The sequence below is a fragment of the Paracoccus sp. S1E-3 genome (assembly GCF_013868135.1).
Taxonomy (GTDB): Bacteria; Pseudomonadota; Alphaproteobacteria; order Rhodobacterales; family Rhodobacteraceae; genus Paracoccus.
Genome location: NZ_JACEMU010000004.1, coordinates 60,473 through 81,816, shown reverse-complemented (window position 1 = coordinate 81,816; position 21,344 = coordinate 60,473). Strand labels below are relative to the sequence as shown.

At 67.8% G+C, this 21,344-nt stretch carries 20 protein-coding genes and 1 riboswitch; of the genes, 10 read left to right on the top strand and 10 right to left on the bottom strand.

All coding sequences use genetic code 11. The annotated features are described in order from the left end of the window. The 3 genes from thiS to thiD are packed head-to-tail and all read right to left on the bottom strand — an operon-like array spanning position 1 to position 1,981. Positions 1-195 (bottom strand): sulfur carrier protein ThiS, encoded by a 195-nt coding sequence (gene thiS, locus H1S04_RS00435; RefSeq protein ID WP_181743602.1) that lies wholly within the window; start codon positions 193-195, stop codon positions 1-3. Beyond that, entirely contained in the window at positions 192-1,175 is a 984-nt protein-coding gene (gene thiO / locus H1S04_RS00430; RefSeq protein ID WP_181743601.1) for a glycine oxidase ThiO, read from the bottom strand. Before thiO ends, thiS begins: the two co-directional genes overlap by 4 nt. Beyond that, positions 1,166-1,981, bottom strand: a complete 816-nt coding sequence (gene thiD, locus H1S04_RS00425) for a bifunctional hydroxymethylpyrimidine kinase/phosphomethylpyrimidine kinase (RefSeq protein WP_181743600.1) — start codon at positions 1,979-1,981, stop codon at positions 1,166-1,168. The genes thiO and thiD overlap by 10 nt, the downstream gene beginning before the upstream one ends. A 68-nt stretch (positions 1,982-2,049) precedes the next feature. Then, positions 2,050-2,154: riboswitch (TPP riboswitch) on the bottom strand. Between the two features lie 786 nt (positions 2,155-2,940). On the opposite strand from thiD, the gene H1S04_RS00420 reads away from it, so the two are divergent. Beyond that, positions 2,941-3,645: an exopolysaccharide biosynthesis protein gene (locus tag H1S04_RS00420; protein ID WP_255435411.1), complete on the top strand. Its 705-nt coding sequence runs from the start codon at positions 2,941-2,943 to the stop codon at positions 3,643-3,645. Positions 3,646-3,847: 202 nt separating this feature from the next. Here H1S04_RS00420 and dgt read toward each other — a convergent pair whose 3' ends face one another. After that, positions 3,848-5,188, bottom strand: a complete 1,341-nt coding sequence (gene dgt, locus H1S04_RS00415) for a dGTP triphosphohydrolase (protein WP_181743599.1) — start codon at positions 5,186-5,188, stop codon at positions 3,848-3,850. A 219-nt stretch (positions 5,189-5,407) separates the two neighbouring features. Between dgt and H1S04_RS00410 the strand changes: the two genes are divergently transcribed. Both H1S04_RS00410 and nagB read left to right on the top strand, forming a co-directional pair. Next, positions 5,408-5,800 (top strand): RidA family protein, encoded by a 393-nt coding sequence (locus H1S04_RS00410; protein ID WP_181743598.1) that lies wholly within the window; start codon positions 5,408-5,410, stop codon positions 5,798-5,800. Next, positions 5,797-6,576, top strand: a complete 780-nt coding sequence (gene nagB, locus H1S04_RS00405; protein WP_181743597.1) for a glucosamine-6-phosphate deaminase — start codon at positions 5,797-5,799, stop codon at positions 6,574-6,576. The genes H1S04_RS00410 and nagB overlap by 4 nt, the downstream gene beginning before the upstream one ends. Here the strand turns inward: nagB and H1S04_RS00400 are convergent. The 6 genes from H1S04_RS00400 to H1S04_RS00375 form a co-directional block, all read right to left on the bottom strand. After that, complete coding sequence (locus H1S04_RS00400; protein WP_181743596.1) at positions 6,546-7,292, bottom strand: copper homeostasis protein CutC; 747 nt, start codon at positions 7,290-7,292, stop codon at positions 6,546-6,548. The two genes, nagB and H1S04_RS00400, sit on opposite strands and share 31 nt — an antisense overlap. Continuing rightward, positions 7,289-8,569 carry an MFS transporter gene (locus H1S04_RS00395; protein WP_181743595.1) on the bottom strand — a complete coding sequence of 427 codons (1,281 nt, stop codon included), beginning with the start codon at positions 8,567-8,569 and terminating at the stop codon, positions 7,289-7,291. Before H1S04_RS00395 ends, H1S04_RS00400 begins: the two co-directional genes overlap by 4 nt. Positions 8,570-8,572: 3 nt before the next feature. After that, positions 8,573-10,006 (bottom strand): M81 family metallopeptidase, encoded by a 1,434-nt coding sequence (locus H1S04_RS00390; protein WP_181743594.1) that lies wholly within the window; start codon positions 10,004-10,006, stop codon positions 8,573-8,575. Positions 10,007-10,209: 203 nt separating this feature from the next. Continuing rightward, on the bottom strand, positions 10,210-12,135 hold the full coding sequence (locus H1S04_RS00385; RefSeq protein WP_220185057.1) for a beta-N-acetylhexosaminidase: 1,926 nt from the start codon (positions 12,133-12,135) through the stop codon (positions 10,210-10,212). Beyond that, on the bottom strand, positions 12,125-12,895 hold the full coding sequence (locus H1S04_RS00380) for an SDR family oxidoreductase (RefSeq protein WP_181743593.1): 771 nt from the start codon (positions 12,893-12,895) through the stop codon (positions 12,125-12,127). The genes H1S04_RS00385 and H1S04_RS00380 overlap by 11 nt, the downstream gene beginning before the upstream one ends. A 67-nt stretch (positions 12,896-12,962) precedes the next feature. Then, positions 12,963-13,877 carry a MurR/RpiR family transcriptional regulator gene (locus H1S04_RS00375; RefSeq protein WP_255435410.1) on the bottom strand — a complete coding sequence of 305 codons (915 nt, stop codon included), beginning with the start codon at positions 13,875-13,877 and terminating at the stop codon, positions 12,963-12,965. Between the two features lie 152 nt (positions 13,878-14,029). On the opposite strand from H1S04_RS00375, the gene H1S04_RS00370 reads away from it, so the two are divergent. From H1S04_RS00370 to H1S04_RS00340, 7 genes are all read left to right on the top strand, one after another. Then, on the top strand, positions 14,030-14,530 hold the full coding sequence (locus tag H1S04_RS00370; RefSeq protein ID WP_181743592.1) for a hypothetical protein: 501 nt from the start codon (positions 14,030-14,032) through the stop codon (positions 14,528-14,530). A 2-nt stretch (positions 14,531-14,532) separates the two neighbouring features. Continuing rightward, positions 14,533-16,020, top strand: coding sequence for a M81 family metallopeptidase (locus H1S04_RS00365; protein ID WP_181743591.1), 1,488 nt, complete (start codon positions 14,533-14,535; stop codon positions 16,018-16,020). Beyond that, positions 16,017-17,105 (top strand): alanine racemase, encoded by a 1,089-nt coding sequence (locus H1S04_RS00360; protein WP_181743590.1) that lies wholly within the window; start codon positions 16,017-16,019, stop codon positions 17,103-17,105. The genes H1S04_RS00365 and H1S04_RS00360 overlap by 4 nt, the downstream gene beginning before the upstream one ends. Positions 17,106-17,113: 8 nt before the next feature. Beyond that, positions 17,114-18,250 carry an N-acetylglucosamine-6-phosphate deacetylase gene (gene nagA / locus H1S04_RS00355; RefSeq protein WP_181743589.1) on the top strand — a complete coding sequence of 379 codons (1,137 nt, stop codon included), beginning with the start codon at positions 17,114-17,116 and terminating at the stop codon, positions 18,248-18,250. After that, positions 18,247-19,200, top strand: a complete 954-nt coding sequence (locus H1S04_RS00350) for an ROK family protein (protein WP_181743588.1) — start codon at positions 18,247-18,249, stop codon at positions 19,198-19,200. Before nagA ends, H1S04_RS00350 begins: the two co-directional genes overlap by 4 nt. 98 nt (positions 19,201-19,298) lie before the next feature. Beyond that, positions 19,299-20,456, top strand: coding sequence for a Gfo/Idh/MocA family protein (locus H1S04_RS00345; protein ID WP_181743587.1), 1,158 nt, complete (start codon positions 19,299-19,301; stop codon positions 20,454-20,456). 3 nt (positions 20,457-20,459) lie between these two features. Next, positions 20,460-21,344, top strand: coding sequence for a carbohydrate ABC transporter permease (locus tag H1S04_RS00340; protein ID WP_181743586.1), 885 nt, complete (start codon positions 20,460-20,462; stop codon positions 21,342-21,344).

The window sequence follows — 21,344 nt, the reverse complement described above, 5'->3', positions numbered from 1 at the left end:
TCAGCCCCCCTGCATGGCGGCGAGGACCTCGATCCGGTCGCCCTCGCCGATGGGGGTGGCCTCGCGCAGGGACGCGGGCACGAAATCGCCGTTGCGCGCCGTGGCGACCTTGGGGCCAAAGCCCCGTTCCGCCAGCAGGGCGGAAAGCGTGGAGGCGGCAGTGCGGCACGGAGTGCCGTTCAGGGTGATGTTCACAGCAAAACCTCGTCCATGAATTCGGGGGCGGCGCCGGTTTCCAGATGCTCGGCGACCATGGCGGCGACGGCGGGAGCCAGAAGAAACCCGTGCCGATACAGGCCATTGGCGAATAATGTCGCGCCCCGCCGGCGCAGGTGGGGCAGGTTGTCGGGGAAGGCCGGCCGGGCATCGGCGCCGGTTTCCAGCAACTCGGCCTCGGCAAAGGCCGGCAGCAGCGCATAGGCAGCGCTGAGCAGTTCCAGCACCGAGCGGGCAGTGACCACGCCACGCCGGTCGCTTTCGATCATCGTCGCACCCAGCATGAAGACGCCATCGCCGCGCGGGACGATATAGAGCGGGATGCGCGGGTGCAGCAGCCGCACCGGACGCGACAGCGTCACCTCGGGGCAGCGCAGGACCAGCATCTCGCCGCGCACGCCGCGCAGATCGGGCAACTGGTCACGTGCCGCCAGCCCGCGCGCGTCGATGATGTGGTCGGGGGTGGTATCGGGCGGTGCGGTGTGAAAGGTCGCGCCCTGCGCCTGCAGGCGCTGGTGCAGGGCCGCCAGCGCGGCGCGGGGGGACAGATGCGCCTCGTCGGCGTAGAACAGGCCGCTGGTGAAACGCCCGGCAAGATCCGGCTCCAGTGCGGCGATCTCCCCGGCGTGCAGGCTGCGATGGCCACGGCTGCGGCGGGCAAAGCGGTCGAGCTCGGACCGGTCGCGGGCCTGGGCGAGGACCAGCGTGCCCCGGCGATGCACCCCGCCGGCATGGCGGTCCCACCAGTCGATGGCCCCGAGGCCCAGCCGCTCGACCGGTTCCTCGGCCGATTCACCCTCGCAGAAGGGGGCGAGCATGCCGCCCGCCCACCATGAACAACCATGCGGGCCGGGATCGGGCCGGGGGTCGACCAATTCGACCCGGTGGCCGCGCGAAACGAGTTCGGTGGCGACCGAAAGCCCCATCACCCCGGCGCCCAGAATGCGGATCAGGCCCATGCCGGTTCCATCCAGAATGCGTGGAAATGGTGCACCGGGCCATGACCCGAGCCGATGCGAAGCCGGTCGGCGGCGGCGATGGCCGACTGCAGATAGTCATGCGCGCGGGCCACGGCCTGCGGCATGTCCATGCCCTGCGCCAACCCCGCCGCGATGGCCGCGGACAAGGTGCAGCCGGTGCCATGGGTGTTGCGTGTAGCGATCCGGGGGGCGCGAAAGACCCGATCTTCTGGGCCGATCAGCAGGTCGGTGCAGACCGCGCCCGCGGCATGGCCACCTTTCATCAGCACCCAGTCAGGTCCCATGGCCAGCAACGCCCGCCCCTGCGCCGCCGGGGTGTCAGCGACCGCATCGGGGGCCGCTTCCGGTTCCAGCAGGGCGGCGGCCTCGGGCAGGTTCGGGGTCAGCAGCGTGGCCAGCGGCAGCAATTCGTCGCGCAGCGCCGACACCGCCTCGGCAGCCAGCAGCCGGTCGCCCGATTTCGCCACCATCACCGGGTCCAGCACCACCGGCATGGCGCAGCCGCGCAGACCCTCGGCCACGGCGCGGATCACCTGCGGATCGCCCAGCATGCCGATCTTGATCGCCCCAACCGCCAGATCGTCCAGCACCGCCGCGATCTGCGCCTTGACCAGCCGGGCCGAGACCATTTCGACCGCCGTCACCGCGCGGGTGTTCTGCGCCGTCACCGCCGTCAGCACGCTGGCGCCATAGACCCCCAGCGCCGAAAATGTCTTCAGATCCGCCTGGATCCCGGCACCGCCGCCGCTGTCGGATCCCGCGATGGTCAATGCGATGGCCGTCACGCCGCCCCCCTTTTTCAGACCGGCGGAGGGTCGGGGGGAAATTGCGACGCCATGGCGCTGCGCGCGGCGTCGTCAAGCTACCCGTTCCCTCCGCCGGTATTAACCGGATCAGGTTCGATGGGTTGGCTTTGGCCTCTCAGTCCCGGTTGCGCGGGACACCCCAACGAGTAAGTGACGTGAAGCTAGGTGCAAAATGCCGCTGCGGCAAGGGGCATCAGCGCGATCCCGTGAATCACCACTTCGTGATCGCGCGATCCCCTTCCGCGCGGCCCGTCACCGGCAGGAGGAACGGGCGCCGCGATTGCCCTGCGCCGCCCAACAGGATGGATCGGGACATGACCCGAAGGGCCGCGTGACCGCACCGCGCCCGAACCATGCATCAGAATCGCGCCCGCGCCCGGATCCCGCATATGCCCCTCCTACCGGGTCTGCGGAGGACCTCGCCGCTTCAGCACCCGGCCGCGCTTTCCGGGCGAGTGTGGCTGCTGCGAGGCTGGCCCGGTTTACCGGCCGGTCCCATCGCGGCGCGGAAGTTTTCTGACGGCCTGTCGTCGCGAGGGTTCGGCGGTCTTTCGCGCCGACCCGGCGCCCCGCGCGGGCGCGCGCGTAGTCCTTGACCCTTCATCCCCGGTATCTGGCTACCAGGCGGGACCTCACGCCCTCCAAGCCCGTCGGGCACGGGCCGGGTCGCGGACGGTCCACCGGCGCGGCCATGATCAAAAACCGCGATCGCGCTGAGCGGCCACCCCGATGCAGGTTGCCGGGCGGTGCGCAGATTCCTCGGCCCTTTCGGGTCGAACCGAGGTGCGCCGAACCGCCCTTCTCCGGACAGCCATCGCAGTCGGGTCATGATCCCAGATATGCGGCGTCGGATGACGGCCGGCACGCCGCCAGCGCGTTGATGATCGGCAAGCCGTCTTGCCTTCACCGACGAGTTCGGCGAACCTTTCGCCCACACCATGGACACTGATCTCATGCATTCTTCCGACCCCGTCGCAGGCCCCGAGACCGGTGGCGATGGCGGTGGCGATCCCAACGGCCTGCAGCGCAAGCGCCCCCCGCCGCGCAAGCGCCTGTCCCAGATCCTGGCAGAGATCGCCGAGGACGACTCGCGCAGCGAGATCACCATTGCCGATCTGATGCACCTGATGGAGGGCCGTGCCCGTGCGGCGCTGATCTTTCTGTTCGCCATGCCCAATGTGCTGCCCGCCCCGCCGGGGCTGTCGGGGCTGCTGGGGCTGCCACTTCTCTACCTCACCTGGCAGATGATGCTGGGCCGGGTGCCGTGGCTGCCCCGGATCATCGCCGGGCGTGGCTTCCCGCACGCCACTTTCGCGGCCCTGATCCAGCGCGTCAGCCCTTTCCTGATCCGTGCCGAAAAGCTGCTACGCCCGCGCTGGAACTGGCTGGTCGGGCCGCGCGCGGAACATCTGCTGGGGGCGCTCATGCTGGTGCTGGCGGTGGTCGTCACCCTGCCCATCCCCTTCGGCAACATGCTGCCCGCCTTCGCCATCTGCCTGATCGCACTTGGGGTGCTGGAACGCGACGGGCTTTGGGCCTGCCTCGGCGTCTTCGTCGGCGTGGTGGCGCTGCTGCTGTCGGCAACGGTCGTCTATGCGATGGTCAAGGGGGCGCTGTTCGTCCTGCTGGGCGCGTTCTCGTGATCGCGCGGGGCGCGCGCGCGTTACCCGCATCCGCCGATGGAGACCCGCGCTGCCCGCCTGCGGGTAAGGGGACGGGGGTCATGCGGCTCGGCGCGGCTGACGACGCCCCGGAGGCTTTCCATCCCGGTCCACCGCCGGGCGCGCGCGCTCATCTGCAGACAGGCCCGCATGGGCCTGAAGGCGCCATCGCGAAAATCGTCCCTCAGGTCCCCGACAGCATCCGCGAGATGCGCAGCGCATAGCGATCCGTCATGCCGGAGGTGAAATCGGCCAGCCCGTGCAGCGCCTGTTCGGCATTCCCGATATCGCGCAGGTCCAGACCGAGCGCGCGGACAAGCTGCATCGAATAGGGCGACAGCCTGTCGCGGTCCCAACCCGCCCGCGCCAGATCCTCATAGACCGGCAGGATTCCGGTCATCACATTCTCGATCACCCGCCGGCCCGAGACCTCCAGTTCGGTCTTGCGCCGCGCGGTGAAGATGCGGTCGCGTGTCAGCGTGGCGATGCGCTGGAAGATCGGCCCGACCGCACTGCGCTCGATCAGGCCGCCGGACAGCTGGCCCGCCATGATTGCGGTATAGCTTTGCTTGAACACCTCGACGCAGGCCCGAATGGCCGCGCCGATCGCCATCGCCCGCAGCACTTCGACATGCTCGGCCTCGGTGCGGTCACCGCGCGGGCGGGGGGTGGTGCCGGTCACCTCCTGCAGCAGGTCGCGCACCTGCTCATAAGGCAGTTCGGCGGTGGTGAAGGCATCCTCCAGATCGACGATGCGATAGCAGATGTCGTCGGCGGCCTCGACCGCGAAGACCAGCGGGTGGCGGCGATACCAGCCGCCGCCGGCAGAGTTCTCGCGCGGCAGGCCCAAACTCGCCGCAACCTCGTCGAACAGCGCCATCTCGGCGTTGAAGATGCCGAATTTCTTGTAGGGCATCAGCGCAGCCCCGGCCGTTTCCAGCGCCTGACGGGTGGCGGCCGTCAGCGGATATTTCGTGAACGCGCCCAGCGTCGCCTTGGACAGCCGCATGCCGCCATCGTTGCGATACATCTCCAGCCGGGCGAGGATGCGGAAGCCCTGCGCATTGCCCTCGAATTTCTCGAACTCGCGGTGAAGCGCCGGATCCAGTTGCGCCAGCAGCCCCGTTGGCCGGTCGAAACGCGCCTTGAACCAGGCGCCGATGGCTTCCTCGCCGGAATGGCCGAAGGGGGGATTGCCGATGTCATGGGCGGCGCAGGCGGCCTGCACGATATCGGCCAGATCATATTCCCGCCCGCGCGCAAGATACCCCTCGGCGACCAGCCATTGACCGATCTCCATGCCCAACGTGCGGCCAACGCTGCCCACCTCGACCGAGTGAATCAGCCGGTGATGAACGTGGTCATTCTCGTAAAGCGGCTGAACCTGAGTCTTGTTGGCGAGCCGCCGGAACGGCGCGGAAAAAATGACGCGGTCGTAATCCTGCACGAAATTCGAGCGGCTGGGCTTCCCAGCCGTGGCCGCCCCGTGCAGACGTTCGTTCGACAGCAGCCTGTCCCATTCCATGTCCCGCGCTCCCTGACTGGTCTGACCCGGTCGTAAACAGCCCGCGCGGGCGAGGGAAGACCCGATGCGCGACCAGCGACGGGCGGCAAGGGTCGGTGGAGTCTGCAAAAGGATCGACAGGAAAATAATTTACACGAATGTTGGAAATGATGTGCAAAAATTGATTGTCACGACGGAAATACTGGAAGAACATGAAAAGAAATTGCAAGGATGTACAGCATGACCGAGTCGCGTCTTATCCGCTATGATACCGCCGATCCCCAGGCGGGCGGCCAGAAGCGCCCCTTCGCCAAGGCCGTGCGGGCGGGGGATTACGTCCATGTCTCAGGACAGGTGCCGACGGTGGCGGGCGAGGTCGTCACCGGCGGCATCGTCGCCCAGACCGAACAGGTCATCGAAAACATCAAGGCGGTGCTGGCCATGGCCGGCTGCGGGCTGGAAGACGTGATCAAGGTGACCTGCTGGCTGGATGATCCGCGCGACTTTTCCAGCTTCAACGCGGTGTTCGAAAAACACTTCATCGATCATCCGCCCGCGCGCTCGACCGTGCAGTCGCGGCTGATGGTCGATGCCAAGGTCGAAATCGACGCCATCGCCTGGAAGCCGTTGTGAAGGTCCTGATCCACAACACCCCCGACAGCGCGGTGGATTGCGTCGCCGGCCTGATCGCCGGGCGCCTGCAACGCCAGCCCGACGCCGTGCTGGGCCTGGCCACCGGCGGCACGATGGAGGCCGTCTATGCCCGCCTGATTGCCGCCTACCGGCGCGGCGAGGTCAGTTTCGCGCAGGCGCGGTCCTTCAATCTGGATGAATATGTGGGCGTGCCGCCGGACCATCCGGCATCCTATTGGCATTACATGCGCGCGCAGCTGTTCGACCATGTGGACATGCCCGCAGGCGCGGCGCTGCTGCCGCGCGGCGATGCGCCCAGTCCCGAAGCCGAGGCCGCCGCCTATGAAAAGGCGATCAGCGACGCGGGCGATATCGGCCTGCAATTGCTGGGTCTGGGGGCGAATGGGCATATCGGCTTCAACGAACCGACCTCCAGCCTCGCCTCGCTGACGCGGGTGAAGACGCTCACCCGTTCCACCCGCGCGGCGAATGCCCGCTTCTTCGACGACCCCGCACAGGTGCCGCGCCTCGCGATCACCATGGGGATCGGCACCATCCTGCGCGCGGGCGAGGTCGTGCTGCTGGCCCATGGCGAAGGCAAGGCCGATGCCGCCCGCGCCATGATCGAAGGGCCGCTTTCAGCTGCCTGCCCGGCCTCGGCGCTGCAGCTGCACCGCAAGACCACGGTGGTGCTGGATCAGGCCGCCGCCAGCAAGCTGGCGCTGCGCGACTATTACGACGAGGTTCACCCCGCCGGACGCGACGCCCCGATCTGATCCAGCGCCGCGCGCAGGGCGCGGACCTGACCGGCATCGGTCGCCCGCGCACCGGGCGGCTGAAAGCCGAAGGCGGCCACCTGCGGCAGCGCAGGCGCGGGCTGCGGCAGAGAACATGAGGCGTGGATTTCCCGCAGTCCCGGCTGATTGGCAAATTCCGCAGCATTGCCCGCGCTGACCCCGCCGCCGGGCATGACCGTCACTTCGGGCGCGGCCTCGGCCATTGCGCGCAGCCGCGCTATCCCTTCAAGCGCGCTGCGCGCCCCGCCGGAGGACAGCACCCGCCCGATGCCGAGGGCGGCCACCTGCCGCATCGCCGCGGCCGGATCGGGGGTCAGGTCGATGGCGCGGTGCAGGGTGATGTCGAGGCCCCGGGCGGCAGCGACCTGTTCAGCCAGCACCTCGATGTCCAGCCGACCATCGGGACGGGAAGCGCCGATCACCACGCCCGCAAGCCCCATCGCGCGGGCGGCGCCGATCTCGGCCAGCATCGCGCTGCGCTCCTCGGGCGACCAGACGAAATCACCGGCGCGCGGGCGGATCATCGCCATGACCGGCAGCCCCGCGTCCTTCGCCAGCGCCATCAGCCCGGCGGACGGCGTCAACCCGCCGAGCGCCAGCGCGGCGCAAAGCTCGACCCGGTCGGCGCCCCCTACCCGCGCCGCCGCCAGCCCCGCCGCGTCATCGACACAGACCTCCAGCAATATCCGACTCATGTCCTTCCCCTTTCCAGTTGGATCAGCAGCAGCGCCCCGCCGATCCCCGCCATTCCGCTGAGGATCGCCGCCGCCGGATAGCCCTGCACCGCCGCGCCAAGCGCGAAAATCGCCGCCCCGATGGCCCCGCCCATGAACATGTTGACCGCGATCAACGAGGCGGAGAGACCGGCCCGCTCCTTGATGAGGTCCAGCAGATAGGAAATCGGGATCGAGATGATCCCCGCCGCGCCCACGCCCGCCAGAATGCTGGCGGCATAGATGTGCCACGGCCGCGACGCGAAGGCGATGCCCAGACAGTAGCCCATATAGATCACCGTCGCCGCCGCCAGCGCCGTGGTCAGATGCAGGTAGCGCAGCGACCAGGTCCACAGGAACATGAACACCACCTCCAGCCCGGCGACCATGCCGACGACGAAGCCCACATCCTCGGAGGTGCCCCCCGCCTGCCCCAGCGTGATCAGCGGCAGCACCGTCGCATTGACATGCAGCACCTGCGAGATCAGCGCCACCCCGAGGACCGAGATCATCAGCCCCGGACGCAGGATCTGCGCCATATCGGCCAGCACCGACACCGGCAGGCGCGATTGCGCGGGCCGGTCGGCGCGCCCGGCGGTGGGCGCCACCCGCGCGGTGCCAGTGCCCCCCTTGGGATGCCGCCGAGGATTGGTGTCCAGATGCGGCGGCGCGTCGGGTTCCAGCCAGAAAACGATGGTGGCGAGGCAGCATGCCGCCAGGGCCGCCGCGATCAGATAGGCGCCGATCATGCTGTTCCGTCCGGCAAGCGCCAGACCCACCGCGCCGGGCACCACCACCCAGGACAGCGAGATGGACATGCGCATCAGGGCATTGACGATCCCGGCTTCGGCGGAATCGAATCGCGCCGACTGGGCGCGGACATTCGCGAACAGCATGGAATTGGTGGCGTGAAACAGCGCCAGCGGTCCCACCGTCGCCAGCGCGAAGACCAGTGCCGAGGGCGCGGCCCAGATCGCGCCGTAGCCGATGATGCCGAAGCTGGCGACGAAGATCAGCGGACGGCGATAGCTGTGGAAACGGTCCGACAGCGCCCCGAGCGCGATGGCCATGACCACATTGGCGACCGAGGCGGCGAGGGCGATGGCGGCATAGGTATTGTCGCTGAGGCCAAGCTCGCGGATGCCGATGACCGATTGATAGGGCGCGGTCGCCGCACCCGCGACCCCGTAGAGAAAGATCGCCGCCGCCGAGGCACGCACGACCCGGTGATGGCGCAGGATGTCCAGCCATATCCGCATGGCCTAGCCCTTGAAGCGGGCCGAGGATTCGGCGCGCGGGCTGAAGCGCGCCTCCGCATCGAAGGGCCAGGTGCCGGGCGGCCGGTGCAGGTTTTCCAGCCGGGGAATGTCCTGATTGACCGCGCCATCGGTCAGCGCCATCAGGTTCGGATTGGCGAGGGGGGCGAGTTCCGGCGACAGATAGCCCGACTTCACCACCACCAGCCGCGCCTCTGTCGGGTCCAGCCCCAGCCGGCTGAAATCGGCAAGGTTGTGATAGGGGCGGCGGCGCGCGGCCAGCACCGCGCGGATGCCGCCGATCCCGATTACCGCCTGACGCTCTGCCGGGCTCTCGCCCGCATCCAGCCGCAGGACCCGCGCCCGCACCCGAACCGGCTGGCTGGCCGGGTCGAGCGTGGCACCGATGCTGAGGTCCACTTCCGCCCCCTCGCCGGCGGCGAAACAGGTCTCGACCGCCGGCCTGTCGGCGATCCCGGCGAGGATCGCCCCTTGCCAGTCCCGCGCGATCAGCGCCGCCAGCACATCGGCGCGGTCGCCCACCCCGCCGCCGGTCGGGTTGTCGCCGCTGTCGGCGAGGATGATGGGCCTGGTCGTTGCGGCCTCGGCCAGATCCAGCATAAGGTCCAGCGGGCCGGTGACGGGGCCAAAGGCAAAGCGGTCCCGCGCCGCCCAGAAATCCGTGGCAACCTGCAAGGCGGCCGTCTGCATCGCGGCCGGATCGGTGCCGGTGACGATGGCGCAGGCGGTGGCGCGAGGCTCATCCGCCCAGACATAACCAATCATCAGATCGGTACGCCACACGCCCGGCCCCTCCAGCCCCGGCAGGGCGGCGTAAAGACTGCGGGCCGGTTCATCCTCGGTCGAGGATTTTTCGCCCGCCAGCAGCAGCGGCACCGGCAGGCGGACCACGCCGGGCCGCGCGCCGGTTTCCAGCGCCCGGATCAGCATGGCGAAGGCCGCCTCCATCGTCTCGGCCACGTCGATATGGGGCGCGGTGCGGTAGGCGGCGAAAATGTCGATCTGGTCCACCACCGCCTGCGAAACGTTCCCATGCAGGTCATAGCTGACCGCGACCGGAACCTCGGGACCGATCAGCGCACGGGTGCTGGCAATCCAGTCCGCTTCGGCATCCCACATGCCTTCGACCTTCATCGCCCCGTGCATGGCCAGATAGACCCCGTCGACCGGAAGCGAGCCGGCCAGCCGCTGCAGGAATTCCGTCTTCAGCGCGTGATAGGCCGCGCGCGAGACCGGGCCGCCCGGCACCGCCCGCGCATGCAGCAAGGGCGCGATCTGCACCGGGTGACGGCCCAGAAAGGCGAAATAGTCATGCCCCGTCAGCGCGTCGCCGCGCAGAATATGAAATTCCTCAATCCCCATCACCGCCGGGGAATAGGTCGAGCATTCGGTGTGGATCCCGCCCACGGCAATGCGCATGAATCGCCTCCTTCAAGATTTCGGATGCGGCCGGATCCGGGCCGCAGGGCGCGGCCAGTCCTTGCCGGGCTTGCGGCCCCATGCCGCTGCTGCCGAGGCGGCCAGACACGGAAAGCCCTTCTCGCTGAACCCCGTCGCAGCCGCGGAACAGGTCGCGCGCTCGATCGGGGTCACATCTCCGGCAATCCGCATTTCACATTCCCCTACAGCTTCGGATGCAGCCGGACCTGCGCGGCGAAGCGCAGCCAGTCCTTGTTGGCCTTCAGGGTCCATGCCGCTTCGGCCACGGCGGGCAGGCGCGGGAAGACCAGATCGTTGAACCAGTCCACGGTGGTGAAATGCTCGCACCAGATACAGGACTGAATGCCGCGCATGCGGTGCTGGAGTTCTTCGGGAAACTCGCCCTCGGCCTCATAGCCGTAGGTCTGGGCCGGGGGCACCGGACCGGCCCAGCCCGCGCCGTTTTCCAGCCAGTCCGGCCCCTGCACCATGTCCATGTAATAGGCCTGCCCCGGCGTCATCACCACGTCATAGCCCGTCCGCGCCAGTTCGATCCCGACCTCGGGGCGCTCCCATGCCATCAGCAGGGTGTTTTCGGGATCGACACCGCCGCCATGGGACAGCTCGTTCCAGCCCACCAGCACCTTGCCGTGGCGGTCGAGGATCTGTTTCACCCGGCGGGCGAACCAGCTTTGCAGCTCGAACGTGCCCGACAGGCCCTCGCGCTGCATCAGGATGCGGGCACGGGGCGATTCCAGCCAGGCGTTCTTGGCCACCTCGTCGCCGCCGATGTGAAAATGCCGGGACGGGAAGATCTCGACCAGTTCGGCGATGATGGTTTCGAGCACTTCGAAGGTTTCCGGCAGACCGGGATTCCAGGAATTGTTGGGATAGCCCTGAACCGGGTGATAACTGTCGGGTGTCTCGTCGGGATCGACAAGGAAGGGCAGCGCCGCCAGCACGCAGGCGGCATGGCCGGGGGTCTCGATCTCCGGCATCACCTCGATGCCGAGTGCACCCGCATGGGCGACCACCGCGCGCATCTGGTCCTGCGTATAGAATCCGCCCTGCGGCTCTGGTCCGTCGCCCAGCTGGGGCAGCATGCCGGGGCAGTCATAGCCGCGCGTAGCCCCCACCGAGGTCAGTTCGGGATAGGCGCGGATTTCGGCCCGCCAGCCTTCGTCATCGGTCAGGTGCCAGTGAAAGACGTTCATCTTGTACCAGCCGAGGATGTCGATCACCCGCATCACCTGATCCGCTGTCCAGAAATGGCGCGAGCAGTCCAGATGGTTGCCCCGCCAATCATAGCGCGGACTGTCGACGATCTGGCCGGTCGCGGGGAAGCGCATCTGGGGATCAACGAAGGCCCCATGCAGCATCTGCGCCAGCGTGGTCAGGCCGTAGCGGCGCCCGGCCTCGGCGCTGGCGGTCAGGGTGATCCGTTCGGGGGTGAAATCCAGCCGATAGCCTTCGGCAGGGATGCCGGCATCGTCCGCGAAGGTCAGCGCAAGGCTGCCGGGTGCGGGGCTGATCTGGAACAGTTTTCGCGCCGCCGGGAACAGCCGCGCGTGCAACGCGTCTATGGACAGCATCAGCCGCAGATCCGCGCGCGAGGTCCCTTCCGCCGCATGGATCACCACCGGGGCCGGCCCTGCCTCGGCCTCGATCCGGTTTGGCCACGGGATGCTGGCGAAGGGCAGCGTCAGGCGGCCTTCAGGCAGGCGCGGCGGCGGCAGCACCGGGACCGCATGGCCCTGCACCAGATCGCTTAGCTGCACCGGCAGATGCTGGCCCGACTTCAGCGTCACGCACGCCGTCTTGGCCGCATCGTTGCGGTGGAAGGGCGATCGGTTCAGCCCCTCGGCCGAGAAGCGCCAGCACGCGCCGGGGGCCAGAACAAGCCCTTCGGGCGGGGCGAATTCGTGGAAATTCGCCACCCGGCGCAGCAGGCGCGCCCCCTCCAGCCGGTGTTCGGGCATGATCCGGGTGATGGTGGTCAGTGACAGGGTGAAATCCGTCAGTGCCTCCTCGGAAAGGTTCATCAGGGTGACAGTCCATGTGCCGGCCGGCAAGGGATGCGGCGTCCAGGTGTTTTCCAGAAACAGGGTCATCTCGGCCTCAATAGTCATCGGATTGGCTGAAGGTGCGGGCGAGCGCCGGGATGCCGGCCGTCAGCCCGCAATCGACCGGCAGCACCACCCCGGTGATGGCCCCCGCCAGCGGCGAGGCCAGAAAGCCCACCGCCTCGGCCACGTCTTCCGGCGTGACGATGCGGCCAAGGGCATAATGTTCGGCCGCCTGATCGAAGACGGCGGGGTTGGCGGCGGCGCGCGCCTCCCATGCCCGGGTGCGCACGGTGCCGGGGGCCACCGCATTGGCGCGAATGCCCTTGCTGCCGTATTCGACCGCGATCAGCCGGGTCAGGTGGATCATGCCCGCCTTCGCCGCCGAATAGGCGGGGTGCCCGAACACACCCATGCCGTTGACCGAGACGATATTGACCACCGATCCGCGCCGCGCCGCCAGCTGATCCGCCAGCGCCGAGAAGACATAGTAGGCCGCATCGAGGTTCAGCGCCCGGTCGGCCTGCCAGCTGGCCGCATCGGCGCTGCGCAGGCTGACTGCGGCTGCGGCGCCCGCATTGTTCACCAGCGTCGCCACACCCCCCGCCTCGGCCGCCGCTGCGGCCAGATCCGCGCAACTGGCCGGATCGGTGACATCGACGCAGACGGCGCTGCAGCCCGGCCCCAGATCGCGGGTCGCGGCCTCGGCCGCGCCGAGATCGCGGTCCGCCAGCAGCACCGCATCATGGTCGCGCAACAACCGCCGCGCGATTGCCTGCCCGATATCCCCCGCCCCGCCAGTCACCACTCCCAGTCTTGCCGCCATCGCGCCCCCCAATTGCCTGCGGCTTTTCCGCATCCGCCGGGGGCGCCGCCCCCTCCCGGCGGGTCGTTCAGTCGCCCAGAAGCTGGCGGTCGTCGCCGTCGCGATGCCGGATCAGCTGCGCCTTGATCCCGCGCAGCAACCGGGCCGAGCGGCTGCGATCCGCGTAAGCGACCAGATTGGCCAGAATATCCACCGCCGCCAGAAAGGCGTAACGCGTCGAGGAGGCGCGGAAGATGTTCTGCCCCTCAGGCAGATCCACCGCCACCACCACATCGGCCGCCGCCGCGACCGGCGAATTGCTTTGCGTCAATGCGATGGTCTTGATGCCGCGTTCGCGCAGCAATCCGAAACAGCGCACCAGCTCCAGATTGCGCCCGGTGAAGGACGATCCGATCACCACAGCATCCGGCTCCGCGGCCGCCGCCAGCATCAGGCTCATCCCATGGTCGTTCGAGGCGGTGATCCGGCAGCCCAGCCGGAACAGGCGGTTCTGCAACTCGTTGACGATCATCGAGGAATTGCCCCCCGACCCGAAAGCGTAGATCATCTGCGCCCCCGCCAGCAGCCCGGCCGCCCGCGACAGCGCCTCCAGATCCAGCCCGCGATGCATCTCGAACAGGGCGTTCTGGGCCTTGGTCACGATATCCTCGGCCACCTCGGCGGGCGTGGAGGTCATCGGTTCCGGCCGCAGATAACGCAACCCGACATAGGCGCTTCTGGCCAGCTGCAGCTTGAAGTCAGAAAACGAGGCACAGCCCAGACGGCGGCAGAACCGCGTCACCGTCGGGGGCGACACCCCGGCCCGCGCGGCAATCTCGGTGATGGAGGCGTTGGTGGCAAAACTGACATCCGCCAGGATCGAGGCCGCCAGCTTGCGTTCGAGCGCCGAAACCAGCCCCGATTCGTCGGTCAGCGCCGCGATCAGATCGGGCGCGCCCATCCCCGAGTTGGCGCCGCCTGCACTGTCTGGCTTGTCGGTCATGCCGGTCCCATCCCCTCATCCCCGCGCGTCGTCATATATTTCCGCACATTTCAGAAATTTATTTTCATCAACGCTTGACATCAAGCCGGATTCACCGCGACAATTCCAGAACTTTCGCAGCATGATCGAAAAAATTTTCACGAGGGCGGCTGATGGCCAGTGATCGCGACCCGTTTCTGAACCCCTTCACCGACCCCGATCGCCGCGCCATCTGGGAGATGCTGGTCCCGCGCGACATCGATGCCTTCGTCAACGCAGACTGGGACGCGGTGGCGCAGGATTTCGTCGCAGCCAATTTCGCCGGGATCAGCGGCAACTTCCAGCCCGATCCGCAGGGCTTCACGCTGGCCTTCCCGACGCTGGAAACCTATCGGCGCGAATGGCTGCGGCAGGCGCAGGAATTCGGCGCCGCCCGCGATGCCGGCGCCTTTGCCGGCGATCCGCGGAACGGCATCTTCGCCGCCACCCGGCTGGAGGAGATCGAGATCGACGGCGATGCCGCCATGGTGCGCAAGAAGTTCGACGGCCATCTGGCGAAAGCCGATGGCGGTTCTGAGCGGATGAACTGGCAGACGCTGTATGTCTGCCGGCGCGAGGACGGCCGCTGGAAAATCGCCGGTTTCCTGGGCTATCTGCCCTATCGCGCGCAATGACCATGCGCGTCTTCACCGCCGCGCTGGCGACCGAAACCAACACCTTCTCGCCCATCGTCATCGACCGCAGGGGCTTCGAGGATTCGCTTTATGCGCCCCCCGGTCAGCACCCCGACACGCCGACATTGTGCACCGCGCCGATCACCGTCGGCCGGCGTGTCTGCGCCGAACAGGGCTGGACCCTGATCGAGGGCACCGCCGCCTGGGCCGATCCAGCGGGCCTCGTCTCGCGCGGGGCCTATGAGGGCCTGCGCGACGAAATCCTCGACCAGCTGCGCGCGGCGATGCCGGTCGATGGGGTGGTGCTGGGCCTGCACGGGGCAATGGTGGCGCAGGGCTATCTCGACCCCGAGGGCGACCTGCTGACCCGCATCCGCGAGATCATCGGCCCGGATGTCCTGCTCTGCGCCGAGCTGGACCCGCACAGCCACCTGACCGCCAAGCGGGTCGCGGCGGCGGATTTCTTCACCGTCTTCAAGGAATTCCCCCATACCGATTTCGTCGACCGGGCCGAAGACCTGTGGCGCATCGCCGTCGACACGCTGGAGGGACGGGTGCAGCCGGTCATGTCGGTTTACGACTGCCGGATGATCGATGTTTTCCCGACCTCGCGCGAGCCGATGCGCGGCTTTGTCGACCGCATGATGGCACTGGAACAGTCCGATCCGCGCATCCTGTCGCTCTCCGCCATTCACGGCTTCATGGCGGGTGATGTCCCTGAAATGGGCACCAAGGTGCTGGCCGTGACCGATGCGGCACCGGACCTCGGCGCGGAACTGGCGCGGCGGCTGGGTCAGGAGCTTTACGCCAATCGCGGCCGCCATCTGATGCCGGCGCTGGCGGAACCCGAGGCGGTGGCGCAGGCCATGGCGGCGCCGGCCGGTCCGGTGGTGATCGCCGATATGTGGGATAATCCCGGCGGCGGCACGGCGGGCGATGCCACCGTGCTGCTGCATGAACTGCTGGCGCAGGGCGCGACTGGCACGGCCATCGGCACGATCTGGGACCCCATCGCGGTGCAGCTGTGCATGGTCGCGGGCGAAGGGGCGGAAGTGCCGCTGCGCTTCGGGGCGAAATCCGCGCCCTTCACCGGCGATCCGGTCGATGCGCTGATCCGCGTGCTGCGGATCAACCCCACGGCCGAGATGCGTTTCGGCGAAAGCGTCGTCCCCTTCGGTCCCGCCGTCCGCATCGCCGTGCTCACGCCCGAGGGCACCGAGACCGGGATCGAGGTGATCCTGAATACCGTGCGCGCGCAAAGCTACGACCCTTCGCTGTTTTCGGCGCTCGGCATCGACCCGCTGGCCTGCCGCATTCTGGTCATCAAATCGACCAATCACTTCTACGCGGCCTTCCAGCCCATCGCGACCGAGATCATCTATTGCTCGGCCGGCAAACCCTATCCTAATGATCCGGCAACCACCCCCTACCGGCTGGTGCGCAAGGACATCTGGCCGCGCAGCCTCGATCCGTTCGGAGACAAGACATGACTTTTCCCTGGCCCGCCCCCGGCACCCCCCTGTCCGAGGTGCCGACCCCGATGCCGGTCATCGACGAGGACCGGCTGGCCGCCAATATCGCCCGCGCGCAGGATTACATGACCACGAATGGGCTGGCCTTTCGCCCGCATATCAAGACCCACAAGCTGGCCTCGGTCGCGCGGGCGCAGCTGGCGGCGGGCGCGGTGGGCATCAACTGCCAGAAGCTGACCGAGGCAGAGGCCTTCGCCGATGCCGGTTTCGACGATATCCTGATCACCTACAACATCCTCGGCGCGGCGCGGCTGGCGCGGCTGCGCACGCTGAATGAAAAGGTGCCGCGGCTGACCGTCTGCGCCGACAGCGCTGAAACGATTGCGGGCTACGCGCAGGCCTTCGCCGACGCAAAGCCGCTGGCGGTGATGGTCGAATGCGACACCGGCGGCGGCCGCGCGGGCGTCCAGACCGCGCAGGCGGCGGCAGATCTGGCCGCCCAGATCGCTGCCGCGCCCGGCCTGCGTTTCGCGGGTCTGCTGACCTATCCGGCAGCCGGAGGGGCTGAGGCAGTCGAGGCTTTCCTGTCCGAAGCCATGGCGCTGCTGGCGGCGAAGGGCATCGACTGCCCGGTGCGCTCCAACGGCGGCAGCCCGGATCTGTGGAAGGCGCATCAGGTGCCCGCGGCCACCGAACATCGCGCGGGCACCTATGTCTATAACGACCGCGCGATGGTGCGGGCGGGGGAATGCGGGCCGCAGGATCTGGCGATGCATGTGCTGGCCACGGTCGTCTCGCGCCCGACGCCGACGCGGGCAGTGCTGGATGCGGGATCGAAGGCGCTGACCTCGGACCTGCTGGGCTTTGCCGATTTCGGCGAGATCGAGGGGCTGGCGGGCGCGCGCATCACCTCGCTTTCCGAGGAACATGCGGTCGTCGACCTCTCCGCCTGCACCGGACCGCTGCCGCAGATCGGCCAGCAGGTGCGGGTGGTGCCCAACCATACCTGCGTGGTGTCGAACCTGTTCGACCGCATGGTCTTCCACCGCGACGGCGTGGTCACGCGGGTCGAGCCGCTGCTGGCCCGCGGCACCGTCTGGTGAGGAACGCCATGACGCTTTCCGCCATCCGCGCCGGGCGGATTTTCGACGGCCACAGCTGGCACGAGGACGCGGCCCTCCACCTCTATCGGGGCCGCGTCGTCGCGATCACCCCCGCGACCGAGGCCGAGGGCGCCCCCGTCGCGCCCGGCTGGATCGTGCCGGGGCTGGTCGATCTGCAGGTGAATGGCGGCGGCGGCACCATGCTGAACGACGATCCCACTCCGCAGGGCATCGCCAGGATCTGTGCGGCCCATGCCGGTTTCGGGACCACCGCGACCATGGTGACGCTCATCACCGACCGGCCGGAGGTCACCCGCGCCGCCATCGATGCCGCCGTCATCGCCACCGGCCAGCCGGGCCTTCTGGGTCTGCATCTGGAAGGCCCGCATTTCGATCCACGCCGCAAGGGAACCCATGACCCGGCCCTGATCCGGCAGATGACCGCCGAGGACCTCGCCGTCCTGACCGCGGCCGCCCGCGCCTTGCCGCACCTGATCTGCACGCTCGCCCCGGAGGCCGCGACCCCAGCCCAGATCGCCGCGCTGGCAGAGGCGGGCGCGGTGGTCAGCCTCGGCCACAGCGATTGCCGCCTCGATCAGGCGCAGGCGGGTTTTGACGCCGGGGCGCGAATGGTCACCCATCTGTTCAACGCCATGAGCCCCCTGACCCATCGCGCCCCCGGCCTGACCGGCGCGGCGCTGGATGACGGGCGTGTCTGGGCCGGTCTGATCGCCGACGGCTTCCATGTCGATCCGGCCGCGCTCAGGATCGCGCTGCGGGCCAAGGCGGGACCGGGGCGGATGTTCCTCGTCTCGGACGCGATGTCGACGATCGGCACCGATCTGACCGGATTTCAGCTGAACGGCCGGCAGATCTTCCGCAAGGAAGGGCGGCTGACGCTGGCGGACGGGACGCTGGCGGGCGCCGATATCGCGCTGATCGATGCGCTGCGCCATGTCCATCTGCAGCTTGGCCTGCCGCTGGCAGAGGCGCTGCAGCTGGCGACGCTGTTCCCTGCGCAGGCGGTGGGCGCGACCGATATCGGCCATCTGGCACCCGGCGCGCGGGCCGATTTCGTGGCGCTGACACCCGAAATCACCGCCGCCGCGACATGGATCGGGGGCGAGCAGGTCGGCACCCCATGATCCTGTGCTTCGACATCGGCGGCAGCGCCATCAAATCCGCCCATGCCTACGCCCCCGACGATGTCCGCCCGCACGGCCGCGTGCCCACGCCCGGCACGGATTTCGACGCCTTCACCCAGGTGCTGCGCGACGCCATCGCCGCCGCGCCGGTGCCCCCGCAGCGGATCGCCATCTCCATCGCCGGGGTGCTGGACCCCGAAACCGGTGCGGCGCGGGTGGCGAATATCCCCTGCCTGAACGGCCGCAAGCTGCATGGCGAACTGCAGGCCGAGCTTGGCCTTCCCGTCGATCTGGCCAATGACGCCGATTGCTTTGCCCTGGCCGAGGCAACCGTCGGCGCCGGACGCGGGCATGAGGTGGTGATGGGGGTGATTCTCGGCACCGGGATCGGCGGCGGCGTAGTGGTGCGCGGCCAGCTTCTCAACCGCGCGGGGTTTTCGGGCGAATGGGGCCACGGACCGGTGGCCCAACGCGTGCTGGGCCAGCCCGAGATCACCCTGCCCGCCTTTCCCTGCGGCTGCGGCATCGCGGGCTGTCTGGACGCGGTCTGCGGGGCGCGCGGGCTGGAAATGCTGCATCGCCACCTGCATCCCGGCGCGGCCGGTGACAGCCCTGCCATCATCGCCGGATGGCAGGCGGGCGAGGCGCAATCCGCCCGCACCATCGCCATCTGGATCGAGCTGCTGGCCGCTCCGCTGGCGATGATCCAGAATCTGCTGGGCGCGGGCATCATGCCGGTGGGGGGCGGGCTGTCCAAGACGACCGCACTGGTCGCGGCACTGGATCAGGCGGTACGGCCGCTGATCCTGCGCCGGATCGACCGCCCGCTGCTGGTACCGGCCGAATGCCGGATCGAGCCGGGCCTGATCGGCGCGGCGGTCCTGGGGCTGGCGAATGCCGCTGCGAAAAAGCCGGGCGCGGGCATCGATCCTGCGTCACGTGAAAATTAATTACATCATCACCGGTCATCCTGCGCAGAAATGGTTGACGGACCCGGCAGAAATGGGCAATCTAAAGAAAATGAATTTCTTTGGAGTGGGAGGCTCTGATGAAAGTTGCCATCATCGGTCTGGGCTATCGGCTGGGCTATCTTGGCCATGTCTTTACCGAAATGGACCCGAATTTCGAGATCGTCGGCTATTACGATCCTGCCCCGGCCGGGTTGGCCACGCTTCAGGAACACGGTATCTCGCCGGGCATCAGCCATCCCTCGCCCGAGGCGCTGATCAAGGCCGGCGGCTTTGATCTGCTGATGATCGGCTCGCCCAACCACCTGCATCTGGACCATATCCGCATGGGCCTGGAGGCGGGGGCGAAGATCTTCTCGGAAAAGCCCATCGTCGCCACCATCGAGCAGACCTATGCACTGGCCGAACTGATGGGCCGTTACGGCCATGACCGGCTGATGGTTGGGCTGGTGCTGCGCTATGCGCCGCTTTATCGCGACCTGCTGGCGGCGCGCGATGCGGGCCAGCTGGGTCAGATCGTCTCGGTCGAGGCGGCCGAGCATATCTATCCCTATCACGGCGCGTTTTTCATGCGCGACTGGCGGCGCTATGAAAAATGGTCCGGCAGCTTCATGCTGGAAAAATGCTGCCACGATCTGGACCTGTATAACGGGCTGATCGGGGCGCGCCCGCTCCGCGTGGCCAGCTTTGGCGGCCGCAAGACCTTTGTGCCGGCGAACGATCCGCGCAATGACGGCATCAACGATCTCAGCCTGTATCACCGCAAGCCCTCGGGCTGGAACGGGTCGGACAAGGTCTTCGACACCGATGCCGACATCATCGATTATCAGGTCGCCATCGTCGAATATGAAAACGGCGTCGGGATGAATTTCCACACCAACCTGAACGCCCCCGACCAGTTCCGCCGCTTCGCCGTCTTCGGCACCCGCGGCCAGGCCGAAGGCGACTTCATTCGCGGGTTCCTGAACGTGACCGACGTATTGTCGGAATCCCGCGTGGTGACGCGCGAATACAAGGCCACCGCCCTGTCCCAGCACTACGGCGCCGACGAACAGATGGCGGCCGAAGTCGTGCATCACGTGATGAAGGGTGGCCCGCTGCCGGTATCGACCCTGCAGGCGCTGGAGGCAGGCCTCTTGGCCCTGACCATGGACGAGGCGCGCCGCAGCGGCCGGGTGATCGACATGACCCCGATCTGGGACCGCTATGACAACGCGCTGATCCAGAAGGCGGCCTGATCGATGAACCGGTCGCGATCCGCCATGATCTTCGCCTGGGCGCTGCTGGCCCCGGCGATCCTCTATGTGCTGATCATCGTCGCCTGGCCGCTGGTCGAGACCTTCCGGCTGTCCTTCACCGATGCCTCGCTGCGCAAGGTGACCAATTATGTCGGCTGGCGGAATTACGGGAGGATCTTCAACGACACCTTCCTGACGGTGATCGGGCGGACCTTCGTCTGGACCTTCTTCTCGGTCCTGCTGAAAATGATCATCGGCATGTGTGGCGCGGTGCTGCTGAATGCCGCCGTGCCGGGGCGCAACCTGTTCCGTATCCTGACCATGCCGCCATGGATTGTGCCCATGGCCATCGGCATCTTCATGTGGGGCTGGATGTATAACGGCCAGTTCGGGATGATTTCCGGCCTGCTGCAACGCTTCGGGCTGGTGGACGGACCGGTGGCCTTCCTCGCCTATGGAAGCACCGCCTTCTGGGCCACCATCGTCACCGATGTCTGGATCGGGGTGCCGATGGTGACGATCTATTTCCTTGCCGCCATGCAGGCGATTCCCAAGGACCTCTACGAGGCCGCCTGGACCGACGGCGCCAGCCGCTGGACGCGATTCCGCCGCATCACCCTGCCGCTGATGTCGCCCGCGATCATCACTATGTCGATGCTGTCACTGATCGCCACCTTCAACAGTTTCGACATCATCTGGATCCTGACCCGGGGCGGGCCTTCAGGTGAAACCACGACGATGATCATCGACACCTATCAGACCGCCATCGGGTCCAAGAAATATGGCGAGGGCGCCGCGCGCGCGGTGGTGATCTGCATCTTCCTGTCGCTGTTCTGCATCGCCTATTTCCGCATCACCCGGCGCCTGCACGCCACCGAAAAGGCATAG

Coding starts and splice junctions, on each gene's coding strand:
- H1S04_RS00345 (WP_181743587.1), top strand. CDS start 19,299: ATGAAAGTTGCCATCATCGGTCTGGGCTATCGGCTGGGCTATCTTGGC.
- H1S04_RS00375 (WP_255435410.1), bottom strand. CDS start 13,877: ATGACCGACAAGCCAGACAGTGCAGGCGGCGCCAACTCGGGGATGGGC.
- H1S04_RS00420 (WP_255435411.1), top strand. CDS start 2,941: ATGGACACTGATCTCATGCATTCTTCCGACCCCGTCGCAGGCCCCGAG.
- H1S04_RS00350 (WP_181743588.1), top strand. CDS start 18,247: ATGATCCTGTGCTTCGACATCGGCGGCAGCGCCATCAAATCCGCCCAT.
- H1S04_RS00385 (WP_220185057.1), bottom strand. CDS start 12,135: ATGACTATTGAGGCCGAGATGACCCTGTTTCTGGAAAACACCTGGACG.
- thiO (WP_181743601.1), bottom strand. CDS start 1,175: ATGGGCCTGATCCGCATTCTGGGCGCCGGGGTGATGGGGCTTTCGGTC.
- H1S04_RS00370 (WP_181743592.1), top strand. CDS start 14,030: ATGGCCAGTGATCGCGACCCGTTTCTGAACCCCTTCACCGACCCCGAT.
- H1S04_RS00360 (WP_181743590.1), top strand. CDS start 16,017: ATGACTTTTCCCTGGCCCGCCCCCGGCACCCCCCTGTCCGAGGTGCCG.
- dgt (WP_181743599.1), bottom strand. CDS start 5,188: ATGGAATGGGACAGGCTGCTGTCGAACGAACGTCTGCACGGGGCGGCC.
- H1S04_RS00365 (WP_181743591.1), top strand. CDS start 14,533: ATGCGCGTCTTCACCGCCGCGCTGGCGACCGAAACCAACACCTTCTCG.
- nagA (WP_181743589.1), top strand. CDS start 17,114: ATGACGCTTTCCGCCATCCGCGCCGGGCGGATTTTCGACGGCCACAGC.
- H1S04_RS00400 (WP_181743596.1), bottom strand. CDS start 7,292: ATGAGTCGGATATTGCTGGAGGTCTGTGTCGATGACGCGGCGGGGCTG.
- H1S04_RS00340 (WP_181743586.1), top strand. CDS start 20,460: ATGAACCGGTCGCGATCCGCCATGATCTTCGCCTGGGCGCTGCTGGCC.
- H1S04_RS00380 (WP_181743593.1), bottom strand. CDS start 12,895: ATGGCGGCAAGACTGGGAGTGGTGACTGGCGGGGCGGGGGATATCGGG.
- H1S04_RS00410 (WP_181743598.1), top strand. CDS start 5,408: ATGACCGAGTCGCGTCTTATCCGCTATGATACCGCCGATCCCCAGGCG.
- H1S04_RS00390 (WP_181743594.1), bottom strand. CDS start 10,006: ATGCGCATTGCCGTGGGCGGGATCCACACCGAATGCTCGACCTATTCC.
- H1S04_RS00395 (WP_181743595.1), bottom strand. CDS start 8,569: ATGCGGATATGGCTGGACATCCTGCGCCATCACCGGGTCGTGCGTGCC.